Annotated in this window: 18 protein-coding genes; 2 read left to right on the top strand and 16 right to left on the bottom strand. The window is 48.8% G+C overall.

Annotated features, from left to right (window positions below):
• Nucleotides 1-31 precede the first annotated feature (31 nt).
• Nucleotides 32-1,207: a Fic family protein gene (locus HZS52_RS20190; protein WP_190373490.1), complete on the bottom strand. Its 1,176-nt coding sequence runs from the start codon at nt 1,205-1,207 to the stop codon at nt 32-34.
• A gap of 831 nt (nt 1,208-2,038) precedes the next feature.
• On the opposite strand from HZS52_RS20190, the gene HZS52_RS20195 reads away from it, so the two are divergent.
• A complete protein-coding gene (locus tag HZS52_RS20195) occupies nt 2,039-2,335 on the top strand; it encodes a type II toxin-antitoxin system HigB family toxin (RefSeq protein WP_027958990.1) in 297 nt (98 codons plus the stop codon).
• Nucleotides 2,335-2,694, top strand: coding sequence for a helix-turn-helix domain-containing protein (locus tag HZS52_RS20200; protein ID WP_138800571.1), 360 nt, complete (start codon nt 2,335-2,337; stop codon nt 2,692-2,694). The genes HZS52_RS20195 and HZS52_RS20200 overlap by 1 nt, the downstream gene beginning before the upstream one ends.
• A gap of 565 nt (nt 2,695-3,259) precedes the next feature.
• Here the strand turns inward: HZS52_RS20200 and HZS52_RS20205 are convergent.
• From HZS52_RS20205 to HZS52_RS20275, 15 genes are all read right to left on the bottom strand, one after another.
• Complete coding sequence (locus HZS52_RS20205) at nt 3,260-3,694, bottom strand: GNAT family N-acetyltransferase (protein ID WP_138800572.1); 435 nt, start codon at nt 3,692-3,694, stop codon at nt 3,260-3,262.
• A gap of 545 nt (nt 3,695-4,239) precedes the next feature.
• The gene (locus HZS52_RS20210; protein WP_190373491.1) at nt 4,240-4,812 is read right to left on the bottom strand and encodes a hypothetical protein; all 573 of its coding nucleotides are present in this window, start codon (nt 4,810-4,812) and stop codon (nt 4,240-4,242) included.
• Nucleotides 4,813-4,919: 107 nt separating this feature from the next.
• Nucleotides 4,920-7,256: an AAA family ATPase gene (locus tag HZS52_RS20215; RefSeq protein WP_223827976.1), complete on the bottom strand. Its 2,337-nt coding sequence runs from the start codon at nt 7,254-7,256 to the stop codon at nt 4,920-4,922.
• A gap of 84 nt (nt 7,257-7,340) precedes the next feature.
• Nucleotides 7,341-8,138, bottom strand: coding sequence for a short-chain dehydrogenase (locus HZS52_RS20220; protein ID WP_190373492.1), 798 nt, complete (start codon nt 8,136-8,138; stop codon nt 7,341-7,343).
• A gap of 994 nt (nt 8,139-9,132) precedes the next feature.
• Nucleotides 9,133-9,567: a GNAT family N-acetyltransferase gene (locus HZS52_RS20225; RefSeq protein ID WP_027958988.1), complete on the bottom strand. Its 435-nt coding sequence runs from the start codon at nt 9,565-9,567 to the stop codon at nt 9,133-9,135.
• Nucleotides 9,568-9,786: 219 nt separating this feature from the next.
• Complete coding sequence (locus tag HZS52_RS20230; protein WP_190373493.1) at nt 9,787-10,647, bottom strand: hypothetical protein; 861 nt, start codon at nt 10,645-10,647, stop codon at nt 9,787-9,789.
• Nucleotides 10,647-11,300 (bottom strand): hypothetical protein, encoded by a 654-nt coding sequence (locus HZS52_RS20235; RefSeq protein ID WP_190373494.1) that lies wholly within the window; start codon nt 11,298-11,300, stop codon nt 10,647-10,649. The genes HZS52_RS20230 and HZS52_RS20235 overlap by 1 nt, the downstream gene beginning before the upstream one ends.
• Nucleotides 11,297-13,090, bottom strand: coding sequence for a DUF927 domain-containing protein (locus HZS52_RS20240; RefSeq protein ID WP_190373495.1), 1,794 nt, complete (start codon nt 13,088-13,090; stop codon nt 11,297-11,299). The genes HZS52_RS20235 and HZS52_RS20240 overlap by 4 nt, the downstream gene beginning before the upstream one ends.
• The gene (locus HZS52_RS20245; protein WP_190373496.1) at nt 13,087-14,079 is read right to left on the bottom strand and encodes a toprim domain-containing protein; all 993 of its coding nucleotides are present in this window, start codon (nt 14,077-14,079) and stop codon (nt 13,087-13,089) included. The genes HZS52_RS20240 and HZS52_RS20245 overlap by 4 nt, the downstream gene beginning before the upstream one ends.
• The gene (locus HZS52_RS20250; protein WP_190373497.1) at nt 14,072-14,389 is read right to left on the bottom strand and encodes a hypothetical protein; all 318 of its coding nucleotides are present in this window, start codon (nt 14,387-14,389) and stop codon (nt 14,072-14,074) included. Before HZS52_RS20250 ends, HZS52_RS20245 begins: the two co-directional genes overlap by 8 nt.
• The gene (locus HZS52_RS20255; protein ID WP_190373498.1) at nt 14,382-14,774 is read right to left on the bottom strand and encodes a hypothetical protein; all 393 of its coding nucleotides are present in this window, start codon (nt 14,772-14,774) and stop codon (nt 14,382-14,384) included. Before HZS52_RS20255 ends, HZS52_RS20250 begins: the two co-directional genes overlap by 8 nt.
• 299 nt (nt 14,775-15,073) lie before the next feature.
• Nucleotides 15,074-15,301 (bottom strand): hypothetical protein, encoded by a 228-nt coding sequence (locus HZS52_RS20260; RefSeq protein WP_190373499.1) that lies wholly within the window; start codon nt 15,299-15,301, stop codon nt 15,074-15,076.
• Nucleotides 15,298-15,603 (bottom strand): helix-turn-helix transcriptional regulator, encoded by a 306-nt coding sequence (locus HZS52_RS20265; RefSeq protein WP_106373287.1) that lies wholly within the window; start codon nt 15,601-15,603, stop codon nt 15,298-15,300. The genes HZS52_RS20260 and HZS52_RS20265 overlap by 4 nt, the downstream gene beginning before the upstream one ends.
• Nucleotides 15,604-16,089: 486 nt before the next feature.
• Nucleotides 16,090-16,899, bottom strand: a complete 810-nt coding sequence (locus HZS52_RS20270) for an isochorismatase family protein (RefSeq protein ID WP_190373500.1) — start codon at nt 16,897-16,899, stop codon at nt 16,090-16,092.
• The gene (locus HZS52_RS20275) at nt 16,900-18,126 is read right to left on the bottom strand and encodes a tyrosine-type recombinase/integrase (protein WP_317890270.1); all 1,227 of its coding nucleotides are present in this window, start codon (nt 18,124-18,126) and stop codon (nt 16,900-16,902) included. It lies immediately after the preceding gene.
• Nucleotides 18,127-18,304: the final 178 nt, after the last annotated feature.

Below are 18,304 nucleotides of genomic sequence, written 5' to 3' on the forward strand. Positions count from 1 at the left end.
CAACACTTGCTTCAAAGGCACTCACTATCCCTTAGAGCCCTTCAACTTGAGGTGGAATAAATCCATTATCAGACAGAGCTTTTATGACACCTCTGACTAGAAAGCTATTATCAAAACCAATCGTATATTGTCGAGCCCCTTCAGCTATAGGCCTAAGCATTCCAGCTTCAACAAGCTTTCGTACTTGGTATGTTCTTTGAGGGGATTTTGAGCCCTTCATTACAGAAGCAAGGTCGCTTGCTTTAACAATTTGTCTTTCAATAGCCAAATTTAGAATATCTTTCTCTTGTGCCGTTATCAGCTCTCTTTCTCGGGCATGCTCTAGCGCTGGCCACAAAATATTCTCTTTCAAAAATGTATAGTCTGAAAGCTTATCCAGCTTTTTCAGCTCATCTAGAACCCCTTGCAAAACGTATACACACCAGTTATGTAGTGCTTTTGGGGAGCCTGAATCAGCAAGCGATAGCATTTCATAATAGCGTTCTCGATCATTGCAAAAAACAGCCGTCGGGTTGAGCACACGGCCTGTGACCGTCTTGCCCATCGAAACGTTAAAGCCATATTTTATCATCAATGCATAGGTTAATAAGCGAACTACTCTCCCATTTCCATTGGTGAATGGATGTATCCACCCAAATCGATGATGGGCTAAAGCTACTTTCATAAGATCGTATTTTTGTTGATCGCTATTATTTATAAAGTTAACCAGCTCTTGCATGTACTCTCCGACCCGAAATGGCTCTGGAGGAAGATGGCTAGACTTGGCTATTCTGACTTGACCTGTTCTGTAAGCACCTGGAGTTTCATCGCCTTCTCGCTCAAGGCCATCTACTGCAAGTTGATGTAACTCTCTTATAAAATGTTCTGATATGGGATAATCAGGTTCCAGCTCTTCCTCAATGTATGACATAGCCCTTTCGATGTTAGCTATCTCGCTCAAGTGATCACTCGAACGTTGCGTACCCTCTAAAGTGCTTTCCACATAATCAGCCAGCGTAGTGTGGTTACCTTCAATTCTTGCCGATCCCAAGCTTTCCAATATATGGAAAATATTTTTAAGCTGAAAAAATGTAGGTGCTGGCGTACTCCCACCAAGCTGAAGCCTCCTAAGGTACTCAAGCTCAGTCAGTACATCGACGAGAGGTGAATCGAAGGATGGATTTAGAAGCACCAGGTCATGATGATGAAATGAAGCAGGGTCACTCATTATCTCAAATCCCCTAAAATTTTATCTCAAAAAAATGAATAAAAAATACTAAAAAACATAAACTTAAAAAAAATTATGTAAAAAATAACTGAAATCACGTACAAAAATATGTTGAATCCATCTGCACAACAAGTCAAATGACGGGCTACATATTTAGCCTAAACACGTCGTCATGCGCCCGGACACACTTCTAGCTGCGCACCTATCGTGCGTACCAAGCTGCGTACCGATTCGTACTTTTCGCTCGTAAGAAAATTCGTGCCTACATTTAGTTAACAGTGCTGGCTGTTCACCCTTCGTGTTAACTAGCCATCTGATGGATACCGCCATGGATACCAGGAGGCGGATACTGGCGATCTGGTGGAAACCGGCACCAGTGCAGTTGAGAACACCAGGTTGGCGGCCTAAGCAATCTCAACATTCATCAACATGCGGCGGTTAAACCGCGCCAGCAACATGAGGTTTTTGAGGAAGCTGGCCCAGCTTGAGATAGGCTTAATATCCCTACTTTATCTTTCCCTAGATCGACGCCGGTTAGCTCGGCGATAAGCTCAGGAAATCGCTTGGATAGCTGATCTAATGCTAGCAGCGAGTTCGCTATTCGCTGTATCGGTACGGGATTTTTGGTCGAAAAATATATATTGAGCGGTATATCGATATAAGACGGATCTGCTTCCGGCGCCATTGGATTCCCTTAAAGTATTTGTCGGCACGCCTCTACGGGCGCTCTAACCGATCTTGGCTCTAAAGGGTGGGGTGGTGCCAGTTTGTTAAAATAGAGCTTGACTCCCAAAACAGGAGAACCCAAAATATCCCAAAATGGGAGAAAGCATGAGAGTCATAGCAAAGCGCACACTGAAAGAGTTTTGGGAGCAGGGCTATGACGACGCCAAGACCCCATTAACCGAGTGGTACAACATGATGCTAAAAGCATCCTGGGAAACGCCACAACAGTTGAAGGCCGACATTGGAACCGCCAGCATCCTTAAAGGTGGCAGGGTTGTTTTCAATATCGGTGGTAACAAGTACCGAGTCATACTCTCCATTCGGTATGAGCAGCAAATTGCTTGGGTTCGTTTTGTTGGCACCCACGCCCAGTACGATAAAGTCGATGCGGAGACAATATAATGAACATCCAGCCTATCCATAATGATGCCGATCTTGACCGCGCATTTGCTCGTCTTGAAGAGCTTTGGGCTGCTGAGACAGGCACTCCTGAAGCGGACGAAATCGAAGTGCTCTCAATCCTCATAGAGAAATACGAGGATAAACACTACCCCATCGGGCCGTCTGATCCTATTGAGGCGATCAAATTCCGCATGGAGCAGCAGGGCCTAACGCCGCGTGATCTTGAAGCATACATCGGCTCGAGCGGCCGAGTGTCAGAGGTGCTGAACCGTAAGCGCAAACTCAGCCTTCGCATGATCAAAAACCTGCATGAGGGGCTTCGAATCCCTTATGAGAGCTTGATGAGTCAGGCCACTTAATTATTCAGCCCCGCATTAGCGGTTTTTTTTATGCCACAGTGACCGTATTAGATATACCACAGCTTGAAATGTCCGCCATCCAAGGGATCGAGTTCAAATGCTGGAGTTTTCCGTATACCAAAACATCCACCAAAGAATACATAACACCATGATTCGGTTACATAATACCAATCATAGCGCATGCAGCATTCCCGCTGCCTTTGTCGCCATATCCGCTTTGGATTGATAGCTGCCTTGAAGAGGAAGTGTAACGTGCACACGGCCTTGGAAACCCCATCTTCATGTGCACGCGAGATCGAGTAGCGCGTGGTAAGCGAAGCGCACCCGCGGGAGCAGCGCGAAGCGGTGTCGTGGTTGGTTCGTGCAGGTGGCGTTGCTTGGGCGCCACGGGGCGCCGGTCACATACCACCTTCTTTTGCCGATACAGCGTCCTTACTTAGCGCGGTGTGCTGGCGGCCACGGATCTTATCTTCTGAGCTGCGAAGCGATAGCGCGCCCTAAGTCGCGGTTAGGGCGAACGCCTATGACTGACAAAACTGCCGCTAGAGCAACCTTGAATGTTTGGTTATGAATGCGCTGTCTGATACCGCATTTCAATCAGTTGATGTTCGCCAACGACTTCTACTTCCTTGATGAACTCAAATCCAAACCTTTCGTAGTAATCTCTAAGGTAAGTGTGAGCATGGATCTCAATGGAAGTGACACCTAACTCCTGCGCATATTGCATCATTGCCTGGACAACTTTCGAAGCGACGCCCATTCCTCTACATACCTCACTGACCGCTATCCTGGCCATGGTAGAAGAGCCGTCTTCTTTCACAGTTAGTCGGGCCGTTGCAATGGGTTCACCGTTGTTCGTTACCAGCGCGTGGAATGATTCCTCATCCAGTCCATCCAGTTCCAGCTCTGCAGGAATCTGCTGTTCACGTGTAAACACCTGATAACGAATACCTTGAGCCTGCCTGATCAATTCAGAATCATTACCGATAGTGACTTCCATTGCTGTTTTTTCTCCAAAAAATAATAGATATAAAGTAGCACATGCGTCTCTCCCGCTTGAACGGGTGGGCGACAGCCAGAGCTTGGATTCCTAGCCCTAACATACCAACGCCCCGCACATTGGCGGGGCGTTGGTCATACGCTACAGAATGGCTGGATTAGGCTTGGGCACTATCCAGGTCGTCCAGGCTCGGAACATACTCCATTTGCCGCGGTGGCAGGGTTTGGCTCTTGCAGGCAGTGTTGGTTGGATGCCACTGGGCGTCGTTCCGCCGCCATCCGCGGGTGCCTCACCCTGGCAGGAGTCTAAAAAATTACATAACAACATGATTTTAAAACACTAAATATTTAAACAGAAATTGCAATATACCACCATGTATACCATCCCCAACTGCACCCCGTGAACAGCGTTTAACTAGATAACACCAATCACTGGTAATTCTTTTGGCACGTATGTGCTACCTACGGACAAAAGTAGAATTTTAGTGAACGGGAATGTTATTGTCATTTCACAAGCGTTAGATTCGAGCATCGCATTTAATATTGTTATAGGCCTAGCCCTGGATTTTTTCGGGAGTATATATCTGCATGGGTGTGCAGCTCAGTTCCAATATCATATCTCTCTGCACTCCATCTGCCGTAGAGAGTACCTTCTCCACAGTTTTCTGAAGTATTTAAGTGGTAATGATACGTATCAAGGAATAATTGCTCCAAGTATTTGGAAATCCTGTTTTCACACTCATAGAAAGAAATATGTAAGGTCTCTTCGGCCGGCCACTTCTCTTTTATATGCTGCTTAATCCTTTTTAGGGCAAGTCCTTTCCCTACATAGACGCAAATCATTGAGTGGATATCATGATCTTCGCAGTGCCCCTTTTCAATCCATAAGTGATAGACACCAGTCTTATCCTTCAATCCAGTAAGCATTTCATTAACTGAAAGAAGATCATCCTGGGATTCTTCGATCAAATCTAGATGGAGTATGATGCAAAAATCGCTATGATTGATTATCTCATCAGCAGAAATCGGGAAGGCTAATTCAGCGTTACATATACTATCAAATTTATTGTAATCGTTAGTTAAGCAAGGAATCTGTTCTTCGTATTCGCAGTATTGCATGAGTTAATCCTAATCCGCAGGCTGCTAACGCTCCACTCAACGGAATATTGGGAGCGAAGAGAGTAAAACTTACAAGTACAGTGGATTGTTATACACCTTATCACTTATCATGCAATAACCTCGAGCATTTCATTGTAATGAATTTCATCAACTTCTCGTAGCCATGTAAAAATATTTCCAATGACATTTTGGCTCTCACCAACAAGATTTTCTGACGAATCTTCATTTATTTCAATGACAACACTATGTGAATATTTGTTGATAAATCGGTAAATTTTTTCTTTAGTGGCTTCATCTGTGATTTCACAACCATTTAAACCACAAGCCATAAGCTGTGCAATATCACTTCTGTGCTTTGGGTACTTAAAGCTAAAAAATGATTCAAGCAGTTTCCTTGCAAGGTTTGCAGTTAAAAAAGCCTCGTCGCGTGACAATGCAGGATTGTCTTTGTATGCATGCAGCTTTGAAAATATATAATGATATTCTGAATTGTAATTAACCAGACTAGAGTCAGCATCTCTGAAAGTTGATTGGCGTGGCGCATTTGTCGACGCTTCAATTGTGTAAAATAACGCATTAGGATATTTTGGTGGGTTCTTTCTTCTTCTGTTACGGTTTACACCTTCGAACCAATCACGGATTAATTTGAAGTAGGTAAAACTGTGCGTAAATACAAATAATTGTTTTGCCTTGTCACAATTACTACGAAGAAACGAATACGCATGAAACAAGTGATTCGAGTCAAAGCTTGATACCGGATCATCTACAACAACAATAGTCTTTTCCATCTTGTTATCATTTTCTTTTAGCTTGGTTATAAAGTAAACAAACGCAATGGCTGTTTTTTCACCTTCACTCAAGTTCCCTTCTACCGGGACGGAATTATTCCGCAGTATTTCATAACCTTTTTTGACTGGATTGAAACGAAGGGTTAGCTCGCTTCGACCAAGGAACTTATGAAGTGATTCGTTAAATTCATCAGCACCTAAGCTTTCATTTGATAACGAATTTTCAAGGGCTTTAATTTCCGTATCTCGATTGGCTACGGTTACTTTTAATTTGCTATTCTCGTCAGTTCGGTTATCTACTTCTTTTTTCTTGCGGTGATAGTCGAAAGATTTTACTTCAGTGGTTGCATAGTGAAGCTCAAGTTTTTTCTTCGCTTTATCTGTTTCTTCTTTGAAGTTTTTTGACTTATGGTTGTGCTTTCCAACAGCTGCGTCAATTGCTGTCATAGCATCGTTGAAAGCGTTTATCGAAGATCCTTTGATGGCCTCAACAGTAAGACTAGTATCAAGTGGGTTTACTGTTTTTTCATTCAAGATGGTGTGCCAAGCTGATATTTCTTCGTTTAGTTCTGTGGTAGCTTTTTCTAGGGCGGTGCAGGCTTCTATAAATTCTTTTTTGAATTCTTCGTAAAAGTCGTTTACCGCTGGTAGCGATGAGGATTTAATATATTGACAGGCAAGCCAACCATCAGCATTCAAAAGCCTATCTTGAAAGGCTTTATAATCGTCATTGAAATGGGCTTCAAGTTGTTTGGTACGTTCTTCAGTAATGGTATTTCCACAAAATTCACACTCATTACTATTATGGCGCTTGTGAAGATCAAGACCTGCTTCAACCCAGGACTTTATGTCACCATGCTCAACAAGTCGCTGAATTGTTTTACTGATCACACTGGTCTTTAAAAGATCATCAAGGCGTTCTTTCGCTTTTTTGAAAGTTTCCTGATTGATAGTCTGTGGAATAAAGCTAATTGGGTTCTTTTGATTAGGTTTCGCGGCATTAGTTAGTTCAATGATTTTTCCTTCATTGAGAAGCGGGGTATCTGTTTTCATTGCTTCAAGATTTCTGGTGACACAAGCTTCAAATCTGCGCTTATCATAGTTCAGATAATAATTGTCAGCTGTATCAATACTCTGAAGACTTGTCTTCATGTGTCGCGCACTATCAGATTCGAACTTTGCAATACTGCGATCCAGTTTGTTAATTGCTTCAACTTCTTTGCTATGCGCTTCAGAATCTGCCTTCTGTGCCTTTTTCAGCTCTTCAAGTTTTTCACGTTCTTCAATTTTAGCTTTATCAACAAGTAAAATACTTTTGACAACGCTATTCCATGAAATATTTTTGTCAATGAAATCATTATTGAAGGTGTAGATGTTTAGATCAGATTCGGCCACATTAGCTTCTGTAATCGCATCACCTCCGTCAATATTTATAGTGAACTCAGAAGAAGCAAAATTTACCGAACGAGATTTATTTTCGATGCAATTGAATACACTTGAAAGCGTAGATTTACCGCTACCATTCCAGCCATAAAATAGGTTGTATTTCCCAAAATCGCTGGTGTTAGTGTTCGTGTGATTCTGAAAGATACCGAATTGCTTTAGTTTTTGTATATTCTTTATTGACATAGCATCCCCGTCCTGAAAATCGCTCATAGCTTGATTGCCTTTTAACGCCGCGCTCTGCGTAAAATTTGGAGCGCAGCGGAAAAATTTTACGGCAGCAGCACATTGTTATGTTTAAACACCACTACTCAAAGATGCTATTGCTTTTTTGGCTTCCTGAAGTTTTATTTTCTTTTCTATGATTTCTAGTTTTTCATCTAGAATTAATTCGATCCCTACTTTCATTGCGGGAAATGCAGTTAAGCACTCTTGCTCACTTAGCTCATGTATACCTTTACTTAAAATTGAATAGATAGATTTGTTTTCGACCAGAAATTCCGGTAGCTCGTCGGAAAGAAGCTCAATTTTTTCACTCATTCTTGCTCTAGCATATATCTCATTATCCCAAGAATCTTCATCCTTTGCTTTAAGGTGTGCCTCTTCGATAAGAAATTCAAATATACGCCTCAAGTATACAAAAGAGCCAACACCAACACCATGGGACGCCAAACCAATTGCCTTTGTAAACTCATTAAAATAATGCTTACTCAATACTTTAGAGTACTTCTTAACATCAAAGAGGTTTAAATCTGCAATAGAAGGTATTTGTCCGATTTTTTGTATAGTGCTTTCTTCAACATAGAATTTAAAAACTAATTTGTGGTCATTGTTACGTGTACATTTAACAGTAACATCAAAAAAGCCAAAGCCAACCCAAACATATGATTCATAATGTGAATAGTGATTATAATTACCAACAGGTACAAAAATACTATGCGAATTACAAGATGGACAATATGAATCAAATGTATCGCTAAAATATCGAACCATTAATCCCTGATCTAAATCTTCGTCAGCATAAGTTACCTTTTCATAAAGGGGAACCTTGATTAAAAACTCTGCTGGAGTTGGATATTTACTCTCTGCGCTCAACTGAGCCTCCTTGAAAAATTAAAACGTATTAGACGGCGTTTATTATGAATGAACGTGCTGGTACTTTTTGCCGAAAAATGCAACCTTCCATATTCATTCAAGCCTATGCCATTTTGGATTATTAATTTAAACTAGCAGTTCTAGCAAAATTATCGCTCCTGGTACATTTCCAAGGATGTCCGCTCAGGGTCGATAGTAGCTGTGTAGTTGGGGTGTAAAGGTTACTGAACAAGAAGAACTGCAAGCTTCTGTAATCAAACAATTACATCGACCATCGGCACCACCTACGGTTGCTAGTGTTTTGCAACCCCAGCCCTCAAGCAGAATTGATACTCAAAGCCCCCGCTCCCCTTTAATTATTTTTAGCAGTATTGCCCATCCCCTTACGCCTGTGCAACCTGTTTAGCTGCGACTTTAGGCCACCCTGCGATGGAAGGCCTCGGCTCTACAGGGTCTTATCAGGAATGTCTTTCTAAGCTATCGGCCAGCCTGTGGCCTGGCTTTAGGATATATCTCTGCCTCTTGCCTGTTGGAAGTGCATAATTCCGCATGAATTCGCATGATTTCCATGCACCCATTTTTGACCAGCCAGCCCAGCAGTGGCGCGGCTTGGCGGCGGGTGCAGGGGTGCATAAAAACCACTACATTTAGCGCGCGGGCGGGGCGGGGTGTCGACAGCGCGGCGTGGGTCGCGGTCGGTGTGGGGGCGAATGGTTGGCAACATCGCCGCATTAAGCCCTGTAGGCGCTCGCACAAGGCTGGCTCACCTTCCGCCCTCCTCTCCCTCGCCTAACACGACAACGCCCCGCAAAAAGGCGGGGCGTTGTCCACATACCAGCTTCTTTCGACAATGCAGCGTCCTTACTTAGCACGGTGTGCTGGCGGCCACGGATATTCTCTTCAGAGCTGCGAAGCGATAGCGCGCCGTAAGTCGCGGTTAGGGCGAACGCCTATGACTGACAAAACTGCCGCTAGAGCGACCTTGAATGTTTGGTTATGAATGCGCTGTCTGATACCGCATTTCAATCAGTTGATGTTCGCCAACGACTTCTACTTCCTTGATGAACTCAAATCCAAACCTTTCATAGTAATCTCTAAGGTAAGTGTGGGCATGGATCTCAATGGAAGTGACACCTAACTCCTGCGCATATTGCATCATTGCCTGGACAACTTTCGAAGCGACGCCCATTCCTCGACATACCTCACTGACCGCTATCCTGGCCATGGTAGAAGAGCCGTCTTCTTTCACCGTTAGCCGGGCCGTTGCAATGGGTTCACCATTGTCCGTTACCAGCGCGTGGAATGATTCCTCATCCAGTCCATCCAGTTCCAGCTCTGCAGGAATCTGCTGTTCACGTGTAAACACCTGATAACGAATACCTTGAGCCTGCCTGATCAATTCAGAATCATTACCGATAGTGACTTCCATTGCTGTTTTTTCTCCAAAAAATAATAGCTATAAATTAGCACATGCGTCTCTCCCGCAGACGTGTGGGGGACAACACGCCGTGGGGTGCAGCGGTCTGGGGGCCTCCCACCTGGCAACCGTGCCATATGGCCGCTGTGTGCCGCTGTAAGCCTCACTCGTGCCATGCAACGAGAAAGCCCCGCCAGTGGCGGGGCTGGTGGTAGCGAAGCGGTTTAGCACTTAGGCTTTGTCGATCTCCTCTAGGTTAGGGATGATATCCATTTTTTCTTCAGCGTCGGTAACGCGCTTTCTGACGCCAAGGAAAGAACGGAACTCGCTGGGATCGGCTTCAAAATCCATCTTGGGATATTTCTCGGCGTCGTCAACCTGAATTTTAGGCAGCTTCTCAGGACGATAGCTCAACAACAACTCACCGATAGCCGCGTATTGCAGGCGCTTTAGCTGCTGGCTGTTAAGGTCTCGGTTGCTAAGCTCAATCTCGATCCTGGAAAACAGAGCGGGGAGCGTTTCATATAGCTTTTCCGCGATATCTGATTCAGCGAACTCCTTTGCCACTGCCAGCATGGTTTTGTGTGCTACGTAGTGATATAGATGCCCCTGGGCACTACCAAATTCAATCCTGGCATAGTGGGTATGTACCCTGAGCCACGCTACCTGTGGCTCTAACAGTTCAATCATTTCACGCTGCTGCTCAGCCTCTATCTGCCAGTTGGCCTTTTGCTTTAACTGGTCACGAACCGCCTTGCTTTGTTTACCAAAGCCATTCAAGAAATCACGCCGCCATGATGCGTCAGTCTCTTTCTCTTGGGCTTCCAGAGCGCTGACAGCCTTACGCAAACGTTCTAATTCTCGGGTGGCCGTTTCTAGCCGCTCACGGCGGTTTAGGTAAGCCTTACGCAAAGGAGGTATGCGGTCTCGCAGGGTCTGCTCATCCACTTCACCGTATTGGCTGGGCACTTCCATGTATTGCAGAAACCGTGGCTTTCCAACGTCTTTTTTCACTGGCTGAGTAGGTGCGTTCATAGTTTCGGCGTCGCTCTTGTTGCTAATGGGCTGAGTGTTAGCGGCTGGTTGGTTCATCAGGCCCTCCATTGGGCGGTTGGGGTGCAGGGTGAAAAAGTGGAGCCAATGCCCCACCAACGGGAAATGTTTAACTGGGTGAAAAACGCCTGCCAGGAAGGGAAAGGGGTCGGCGTCACTAGATCGCTTGAAGTTGTTCGCAGTACGAACAGAATCCTGTCACCTGTGTGTTTCCACCCTCTAGGTCGCAAAAATCGTGGCAACAAGGCAACAGCGTCTAATCTACTGATTTTAATATCTTTTTTAGTGGCAACACTGTTGCCACGGTTTTTTGAAATGGCAACAGACACACAACTACATAGGTATATAAAGATATGTGTTGCCATTGTTGCCACCTCTCTTATTACTAAGGCAACGCTAGAACCCGCGTGGTTGCTGGCCGTTGCCTTGTTGCCACTGTTGCCATAGAAACTAGGTTCACGCGTAGTTAGGTTCTTGAGCTTATGGGCCGAAACTCCTCTTTCCTGGCAGGCGTGAATTTCCCCTCTATATAATTCCTCTCTCTGACACTCGAAAAAGGCGGCAACAAGGCAACAGCCATAAAGCCTATTATTTTCAGTGCCTTGTAGGCTGCCACCTGTAGCCGCTATTTTTGAAACGGCAACGGATAGGGAGAGAGCGCCAGAATTCGCCCATAACGCCTGGTTTTTCATGGGTTCCTCCGCTCTGTCTCCAGCTTGTCGGGATCAATGACGAAAAAGCGCGTGCTCCCTCCTCCTGGCAGGCGGTAGTTTTTCTGGTTGCGACCATAATCCACTTTGGCCAACACACCGTAGGTTTCCAGGGTGCGTATCACCCGCTCTCGGCCATAGCCTGAGGCGGCCTCGCTCAGTGAAGCGCGGTTAAACAGGTAGAAGCGTTTTAAGCCCTCTATTTCGTAGTAACCGGCACGGTGCTTAACGTTGGGATTAGGCAAGGTAGCGGCGATGTCGGAAAAGCGGCTGTCACCGTGCATAGCGATAAAATCCGATAGCGCGCTAAGTATTTGACGATCTTCGGCGTTACCGTCACCGACCGTAAGTAACCACTCCTCAAACAGTTGGCGGCAGGCACTCGCGGCATCGTCGGGCTTCCAGGGTAAAAGCCCGTAACTAACGGCTATCTCTCCTGCCAGCGCGATAATGGCGAAACGATCCGCTACCCTGCCCGCTTGCGGTCCCTCCGCTGGAAAAGCATCACGCACCTCTGCAAAGCGCTGATAGAAAACGTCGGGATCAGTCTCTTTAATCAAGCGCTCCACGAACGCAGGCCCCACCATGCCGTAGTGGTGCGCGGTCGCTGTTGTCAGCTTCCTATGAAATGCGGCCCCGCTCATGCCGTGTACGTCGTCAAAGGCGCGATAAGTGCGGGTGCCTGCGTTCACATCTACCATGCGCAGCTCTGCCCCGGCATGGGCGGCATTGCCAGAAATGGCGGCGTGTTCTGTAAGCGATCGTTCCCCACTGGAAAGCGCCAAAACGCGCCAATACAGCTTGGGCCGCCCTTCTCGTTCGCGGGTCATGGTGCCCTTGCCGGTGCCGTTGGCGATGGCGTAGGCCATTTCTTGAACCCGCTTGGGGTCGGCGCGCTTGATCTCGTCCAGAATCAGCACCGTGTCATTGCGTGACGATGCCTCGATCTCGATACCGCCCCGCGACATATCCCAAGAGGCGGCAAAGCGGCTGGGGTCGCCCCATACCGTGGCGGCGAGTGCCTGGGCGAGTGATTTACCGCTTGAGGAGTCGCCCACCAGATGAACACCGCCACCATTCACGCCTACTTTTGAAAGCAGCGGGCCTGCTAGTGCGCAGCAAACGGAAAGGATCAGCACCGGGTTGCCCTGGCAGTAGTAAGCCAGCTCGCTTTTCCAGCCTTCCAAGGTGCCCCGCTCTGAAAACAGCAGCGCGCCCTTGCCGCTATCCTGATAGCGCACATCTTCACCGCCTAAAATCCTACTCGGCAGCACAAAGGCCCCGCTTCGCTCGTGCCACCCTGGCTTGGTGGTGGTGGCTAGAATGCGTGTTAAGCCGTGGTGGCTGGCGATGTAGGCAGGCACATAGCGGCGCTGGTGGTAATCCACCTCTAGCCCTTGGCGTAGCAAGGCTTTCAGCACCTCCTCCCCTTTGCCTGCTAGGGCTTCCATGGGCATGACGTACTCAATGGCGTGGCCGCGGTGCTTGAAGCGCAACAGGCGGCCAACGCTGCCATCGTCGCTGTTGATCGTTTCCGCTTTGACGTACAGCGGCGCGCATAGCCATAGATCAAACGGCTGGCCTGCCTCGTCGCTGTTGGTGTGCTTGATGCCGTGATACCAAGTGCCCGCCCGGTATTGCTTGCCTTCAACCATGGTTGGCCCTTCGTACACGGCGTAGCTGGGGCGCTCTAAGGTGTCGATCTTGGGCGCGGTCGGCTTGCCCACCAGGGCAAGGTGCGCTTGCTGTTCGCGTGTTGTTTGCTCGCTCATGTGGCGTTCCTTTGCTGGCGATACCAGCGAGCCAAGTCGTTAAAGTCGCTGAGTGTGGTGGGGGCGTCTTGTGGCCATGTGGGAAATAGCACCAGGGCACCCACTGCCAGCGCCGCCGCATTAGCAGCGGTGCGGCCTGGGTTGCCGGGGGTTAAGCGGTCGTCATCCCCGGCTATCACTAAATCCAGAGCGTCGTATCGTTCGCGTAGGGTTTCGGCCACGGCGGCTAGGTTGCCCGCGTTCATGGCACACGCCACCGGCTCGCGGGTGTGGGCGTGAAGGGTTGCGCCAGTGGCCCAGCCCTCACAAATAAAAAGCTGGTGGCCTGCCTGCACCTTGCCAAGGGGCGCATAAGCGCCCCGTACTCGGCCACCTTTCAAAAACCGCTTGTGGCCTTGCTGGTCGATGCACTGCACATTGACCAGTTGCCCATCCGCGTACAGCGGCACTAGAAGTTGGCCCTGTGCGGATTGGCGAAGGTGGTAAGGCTCGATCCCCTTTTCCACCAAGTAAGGGTGTGCAGGGTCGGCGGGGCCTGCCGCATGCCAAAGCCGTTTTGCCGCCTGGGCGGCGCGCTCCTGCAAAGCTAGGCGCTCGGCGTCTGCCTGCTGGCGAAGCTGGGTTTTGGTGGGCACATCGTAGGACTTGGGTAGCGGCGCGTTAGACGCGCCTGCACGTTGAAAAATGCCTAGCCCAAGCTGTTCATCGATCAGCCTAGCGGCGTCGACTTGCCGACAGTTACGTAGGTAGCTCAGCAGGGATACCAGATCCCCGCCGTGGGCGTCTTGGTCAGCAAAGTCGTTCCACTTGCCAGAAACGAGCGACACACCAAACGAGCCGGGGCAGGCATCGGCGCGGGCCGTGTTACTGGCTACCCACTCACTCCCCTGGCGCTGCCCATCGGGCAGCCACTCAGCCAACAAGATTTCAGCGCTGTTCAGTGCAACCGCCGCGACCTGCTGGATTTTTTGAACGGTCGTCTTAGCCATGTGCGCCCCCCTTCCTGGCAGGCGTTACTTTGCGTCTTGAAAGCTGACGTGCAGCGAGAAAGAGATCGAGTGAATCAGCGAGCAATAGTCGGCAAGAAAGCGCCACATGGGCTAGATCTTGCACATCGGCACAAGAACCAGGGGCATCTAAGGTGCTGAGCGTCATCATTAAGTTACTTGCCGCTTCCAAGCGGGTTTCACACTGATCGAACAGATCCTCTTGTTTAGCGCGGGGGTCGATCAGTAGGCACTCGGCCTCGGTAAGGCAAAGCGCATCTTCAAGGCGTGGGGTAATGGGTGAATTAGGCATTACCCACTTCCTCGACGCACAGGCGTTCAAGCTCGATGAGAAGTTGGTCGTGTTCTTGGTAAGAAAGGGCGTTAAGTGCGCAGGCCATGCGAGCCATGCCTAACAACTGGTGAAGCTGTTCAGGCTTACGGTTCACACGGTAGGCAATCAGTTTTGCACCGATTAGCGCGGTAGCGATATGCGAGGGGGAAATTTGGGTGTGCGTGTACGCACCTTGGCTTTGGTTGGCCATGGGTAAGACTCCTATTTGATGCTTGGAGTCACCACGATCCTTCCTACGGGATTGGGTGGCGACCGTACGCGGGGTAGGAAACCGGCCAAATAGGAAACCGGCCACGCCGAAGCGTGCCCACGCACAGCCGCCATAACGACGCATTACAGGCATGAAAAAAGCGCCTGCAATGGTAGGGGCGCTGTAGCGCCTATTTGAACTCGGGTTCCTACGCCCGTCCGTAGATTTTGCTACGGCACGACCATCATAAGCATTCCCCAGTGTTCCTCGCAAGCTTTTCAGGCAGCAAATGTTGCTCAATTTGATAGGCTTCATGACTTCCCTTTGATGTAACTTCGCTTGGCCCCAGTGCTCCCCGCTCTGGGGCCTTTTTTGCGATCTTTGGGCAAAACTTCCCCCTACCCGCTGGGCTTGGCCCAGCAGCGTTATGCCTATTTGGTAGGGTTAGGGGGTTAGCAGTCGGTAAGTATCTCGGCGGGAGGCTGGTGGCGGTTGAAGCGCTCCAAGCCATCGCGTTGGCCATCTAACCATTGAGCGCTGATATCACCGGTCGAACCTTTACGGAATGCCTTTCGGCTGGGTGATTTGGTGGCGTCTACCATGGCGGCTTCCAGCTTGACCACATCGTCCGCGGTGAGCTTTAGCGTTGTTCCGTTGATGGTGAATTCAAACTGGCTCATGCGTGGCGCTCCGGTTGGTGTGTGGTCATGCGTAACGGGGTGGGAATGCCTTCTAGGCGCTGGCGTTTGCGTTCTTCCAAGCAGTTAGCGATCCAGCTATCCACCTCCTCTTCTAGCCAAGCAACGCTTTTGCCGCCAATCGGCACCGGTGCCGGGAAAGTGCCCTGGCGAATACCGTCATAAATGGCCGAACGGCTTTTACCGGTTTTCTGCTCTACCTCCTTGCGACGCAGCAGGCGATTACCTAGCTGGATCTTGTTCACCGTTCTGAATGGCGGTGTGTGAGTGGTGAGTTCAGGCATTGATTTGTGTCCTCGCTGTGTCATTCCAGGCAAGTGCCCTAGTGGCCCTATGAAGCTTGACGGTTAACAAAATGACGCGCCATCGATGCGCGTTGTGCCACGATTCCCGCACAACGGAATGGCACGTGAACGATTCTGGACAGCTAGACAGGTATCCAAAGCAGCTTTGGATGACAAAGAGGACGTTGGTTTTTGATGAGCCATAAGGTGGGTTCCTTCAGCTAGTGGTGACGTTGCAAGCCTTACGCTTGAGACACCACTAGCTTGACGAGGAACGAGGAGGACTACCAGAAAGCGCTGTTGTAGAACTGTATGGATATACAACAGAAAGCGCTTCATGAGCTCTTTATAACACGGTGCTGAAGCGTCACCCGATAGGCATATTTTTTTTATTATTTAAATTCAAATGGTTATAAAAAAAGTAGTCCGTTTTATTCTGTTGTAGAAAACGGAAAATTTACAACACGCAGATGCCTAGGTCGTCACTCAGTGACGGCGCTGGCCATTACTCTCCCCCTCCTTGGTAGTAGCAGTGGCGTGCTCGATCGCGTGAAGCACTAGAGTGGTATCCACCACCGTGGAGTTATCTTGTTGTAAGTTCGTCATCGCCAGCACATGAATATCTTCAGGGCTAAGCGTCTCAGCGTTATAGCCGAATTTTTCGAAGGTATAGCACGCATCATCAGGAACCCAGACGGTAAACCCCAGATTAGAAGCACTTCTTACTGTCGCCTCTACCGCTCCCTCACTGGTCGATCCCACCACCACGAGTTGGCGAATGGATCGCTTAAGCAGCCAATCCTCGATGCTGGAGCGTAAAAAGGCATCCGTGATGTTTTTATCGAAAATCTCCTCGTTTGCGAGAGGCTCTAAACCAAGTTTAAAACGCACACCAGGATGGCCGGGGGAATAGGGAGAGTCTGGATCACCAGAGAGATGGCGAACATGGATGATGGGCAGCGAGTGCTCACGCCATGCACTCAGCAGCCGATACATGTTGTACTCTGCGCGCTCGTTATTGCGCTTTCTAAAATAGGGATAATGCATATCCGCTTGCTGCTGATCGATGATCATTAACGCACATGCACCTGGCTTTAAGTCCATTAAACCGAAACGCTCGGCCACATTTTCTGTTGTAGTGTCTTTTATTATCTCTTCAGCTTTAAATCTGGCGCCGCACTCTTCGTTTTTACAATCCCTATAGAGGATATTATAACCCTCTGCCATTTTTCGGCTGGATCTAATACGGGTTTCCGACCCGCAGTCAGGGCAATTGACAGGTAACTTGATTCGCATTCAAACCTCGGTGCTGATTTTATCCAAATAGTCCGCCCAAAACTGCATCATGGCGGGCCGCTGATCCGGGGCCATGTGCTGGGCATGGGTGTAAACGCCTTCGATCCCTGGCAGCTTGTGCGATAGCTGTAGCTCTATCCATTCTCTGGGATAGCCCAACTCTTTTAAGCCGGTGGCCACAACATGGCGGGTGCCGTGGGGTACGTGCCTGCCCTCATAACCCATACGCTTTAGCGCCATGCCAAAAGCGGCATCGGAGATTGGTTTTCGTGGGTCATTACGGCCAGGAAATAGCAATTTGAAGGGGGCTGTTAGCTTGTGAAGATAACGCAGCTCACACAATGCCTGGCTAGGCAGGGGCACTTGGTGCGCCCTGCCCATCTTCATGCGTTCGGCGGGGATCTTCCAAACGGCTGCATCTAAGTCGAACTCTTCCCACTCTGCCCGGCGTAGCTCTCCAGGCCGAACGGCTGTCAGTAGCAACAGCTTTAGCCCAATGCGCACCATCGGGCTTTTATCGTACGCCTCAATATCGCGCACAAGCTGTGGAAGCTCACTTTGGGGGATATGGTGGAAGCTGCCCCGCTTGTAGGGCTTAAGCGCCGTTTGAAGGTCGGTAAGGGGGTTGTAGCTGGCTCTTCCCGTAATGATGGCAAAGCGGTAGATGTCACGACAAAAGGCGTGCAGGCGGCGTCTCTGTTCGAATTTCCCTAACTCTTCCAGCGTGCGCAGTATATCCAGCCATTCGAGGGGCAGAATGCTCTCTATCGGCCGATTCCCCACTTTGGGGAACACATACATCTCAAGCACGCGCCTGCTGTCATTGGCACGCTTAGAACTCTCTTTCCAGCGCGGCACCATGGCGGCGTGCCACTCCATGGCCAGCACTTCAAATGTGTTTTCAGTTGCATACTGGCGTTGGCGTTTGTCGCTCTGCTTTTGCTCTACAGGATCAATGCCTTGGGATATTAGACGCCTCATATCCGTCCGCTTCTCCCTTGCTTCAGCAAGGCTCACTTCAGGGTACTGGCCAAGGCTGATCATGTTGCGTTTGCCGTTAGGGCGTGTGTAGCGCAAACGCCATCCACGGCTGCCATTGGTTGAGATCCTAAGTTCTAATCCCATGCCATCTGAGAGGGTAATAATTTTCGTGCCGGGCTTAGTTGCGTTTATTTGTCGGATAGTTAGCGCCATGGAGGTATACCGAGTATTTCCGAATGGAGGCATATACCGGACTGTATACCACTTGAAAGCGGGATTTGGAAGGAACAGCGAGGAACGTTGAGGAGCTAAAAAACCATGTATTTCAGAGTATTGTACTCTTTTTTAGGCCTTCCCAGGACTTGTGAAGAACCCCAGTTGGCGTCCCTGGCAGGAGTCGAACCTGCGACCTGCCGCTTAGGAG

This window comes from Vreelandella titanicae (assembly GCF_014697095.1).
In the GTDB taxonomy this organism is placed as follows: Bacteria; Pseudomonadota; Gammaproteobacteria; order Pseudomonadales; family Halomonadaceae; genus Vreelandella; species Vreelandella titanicae.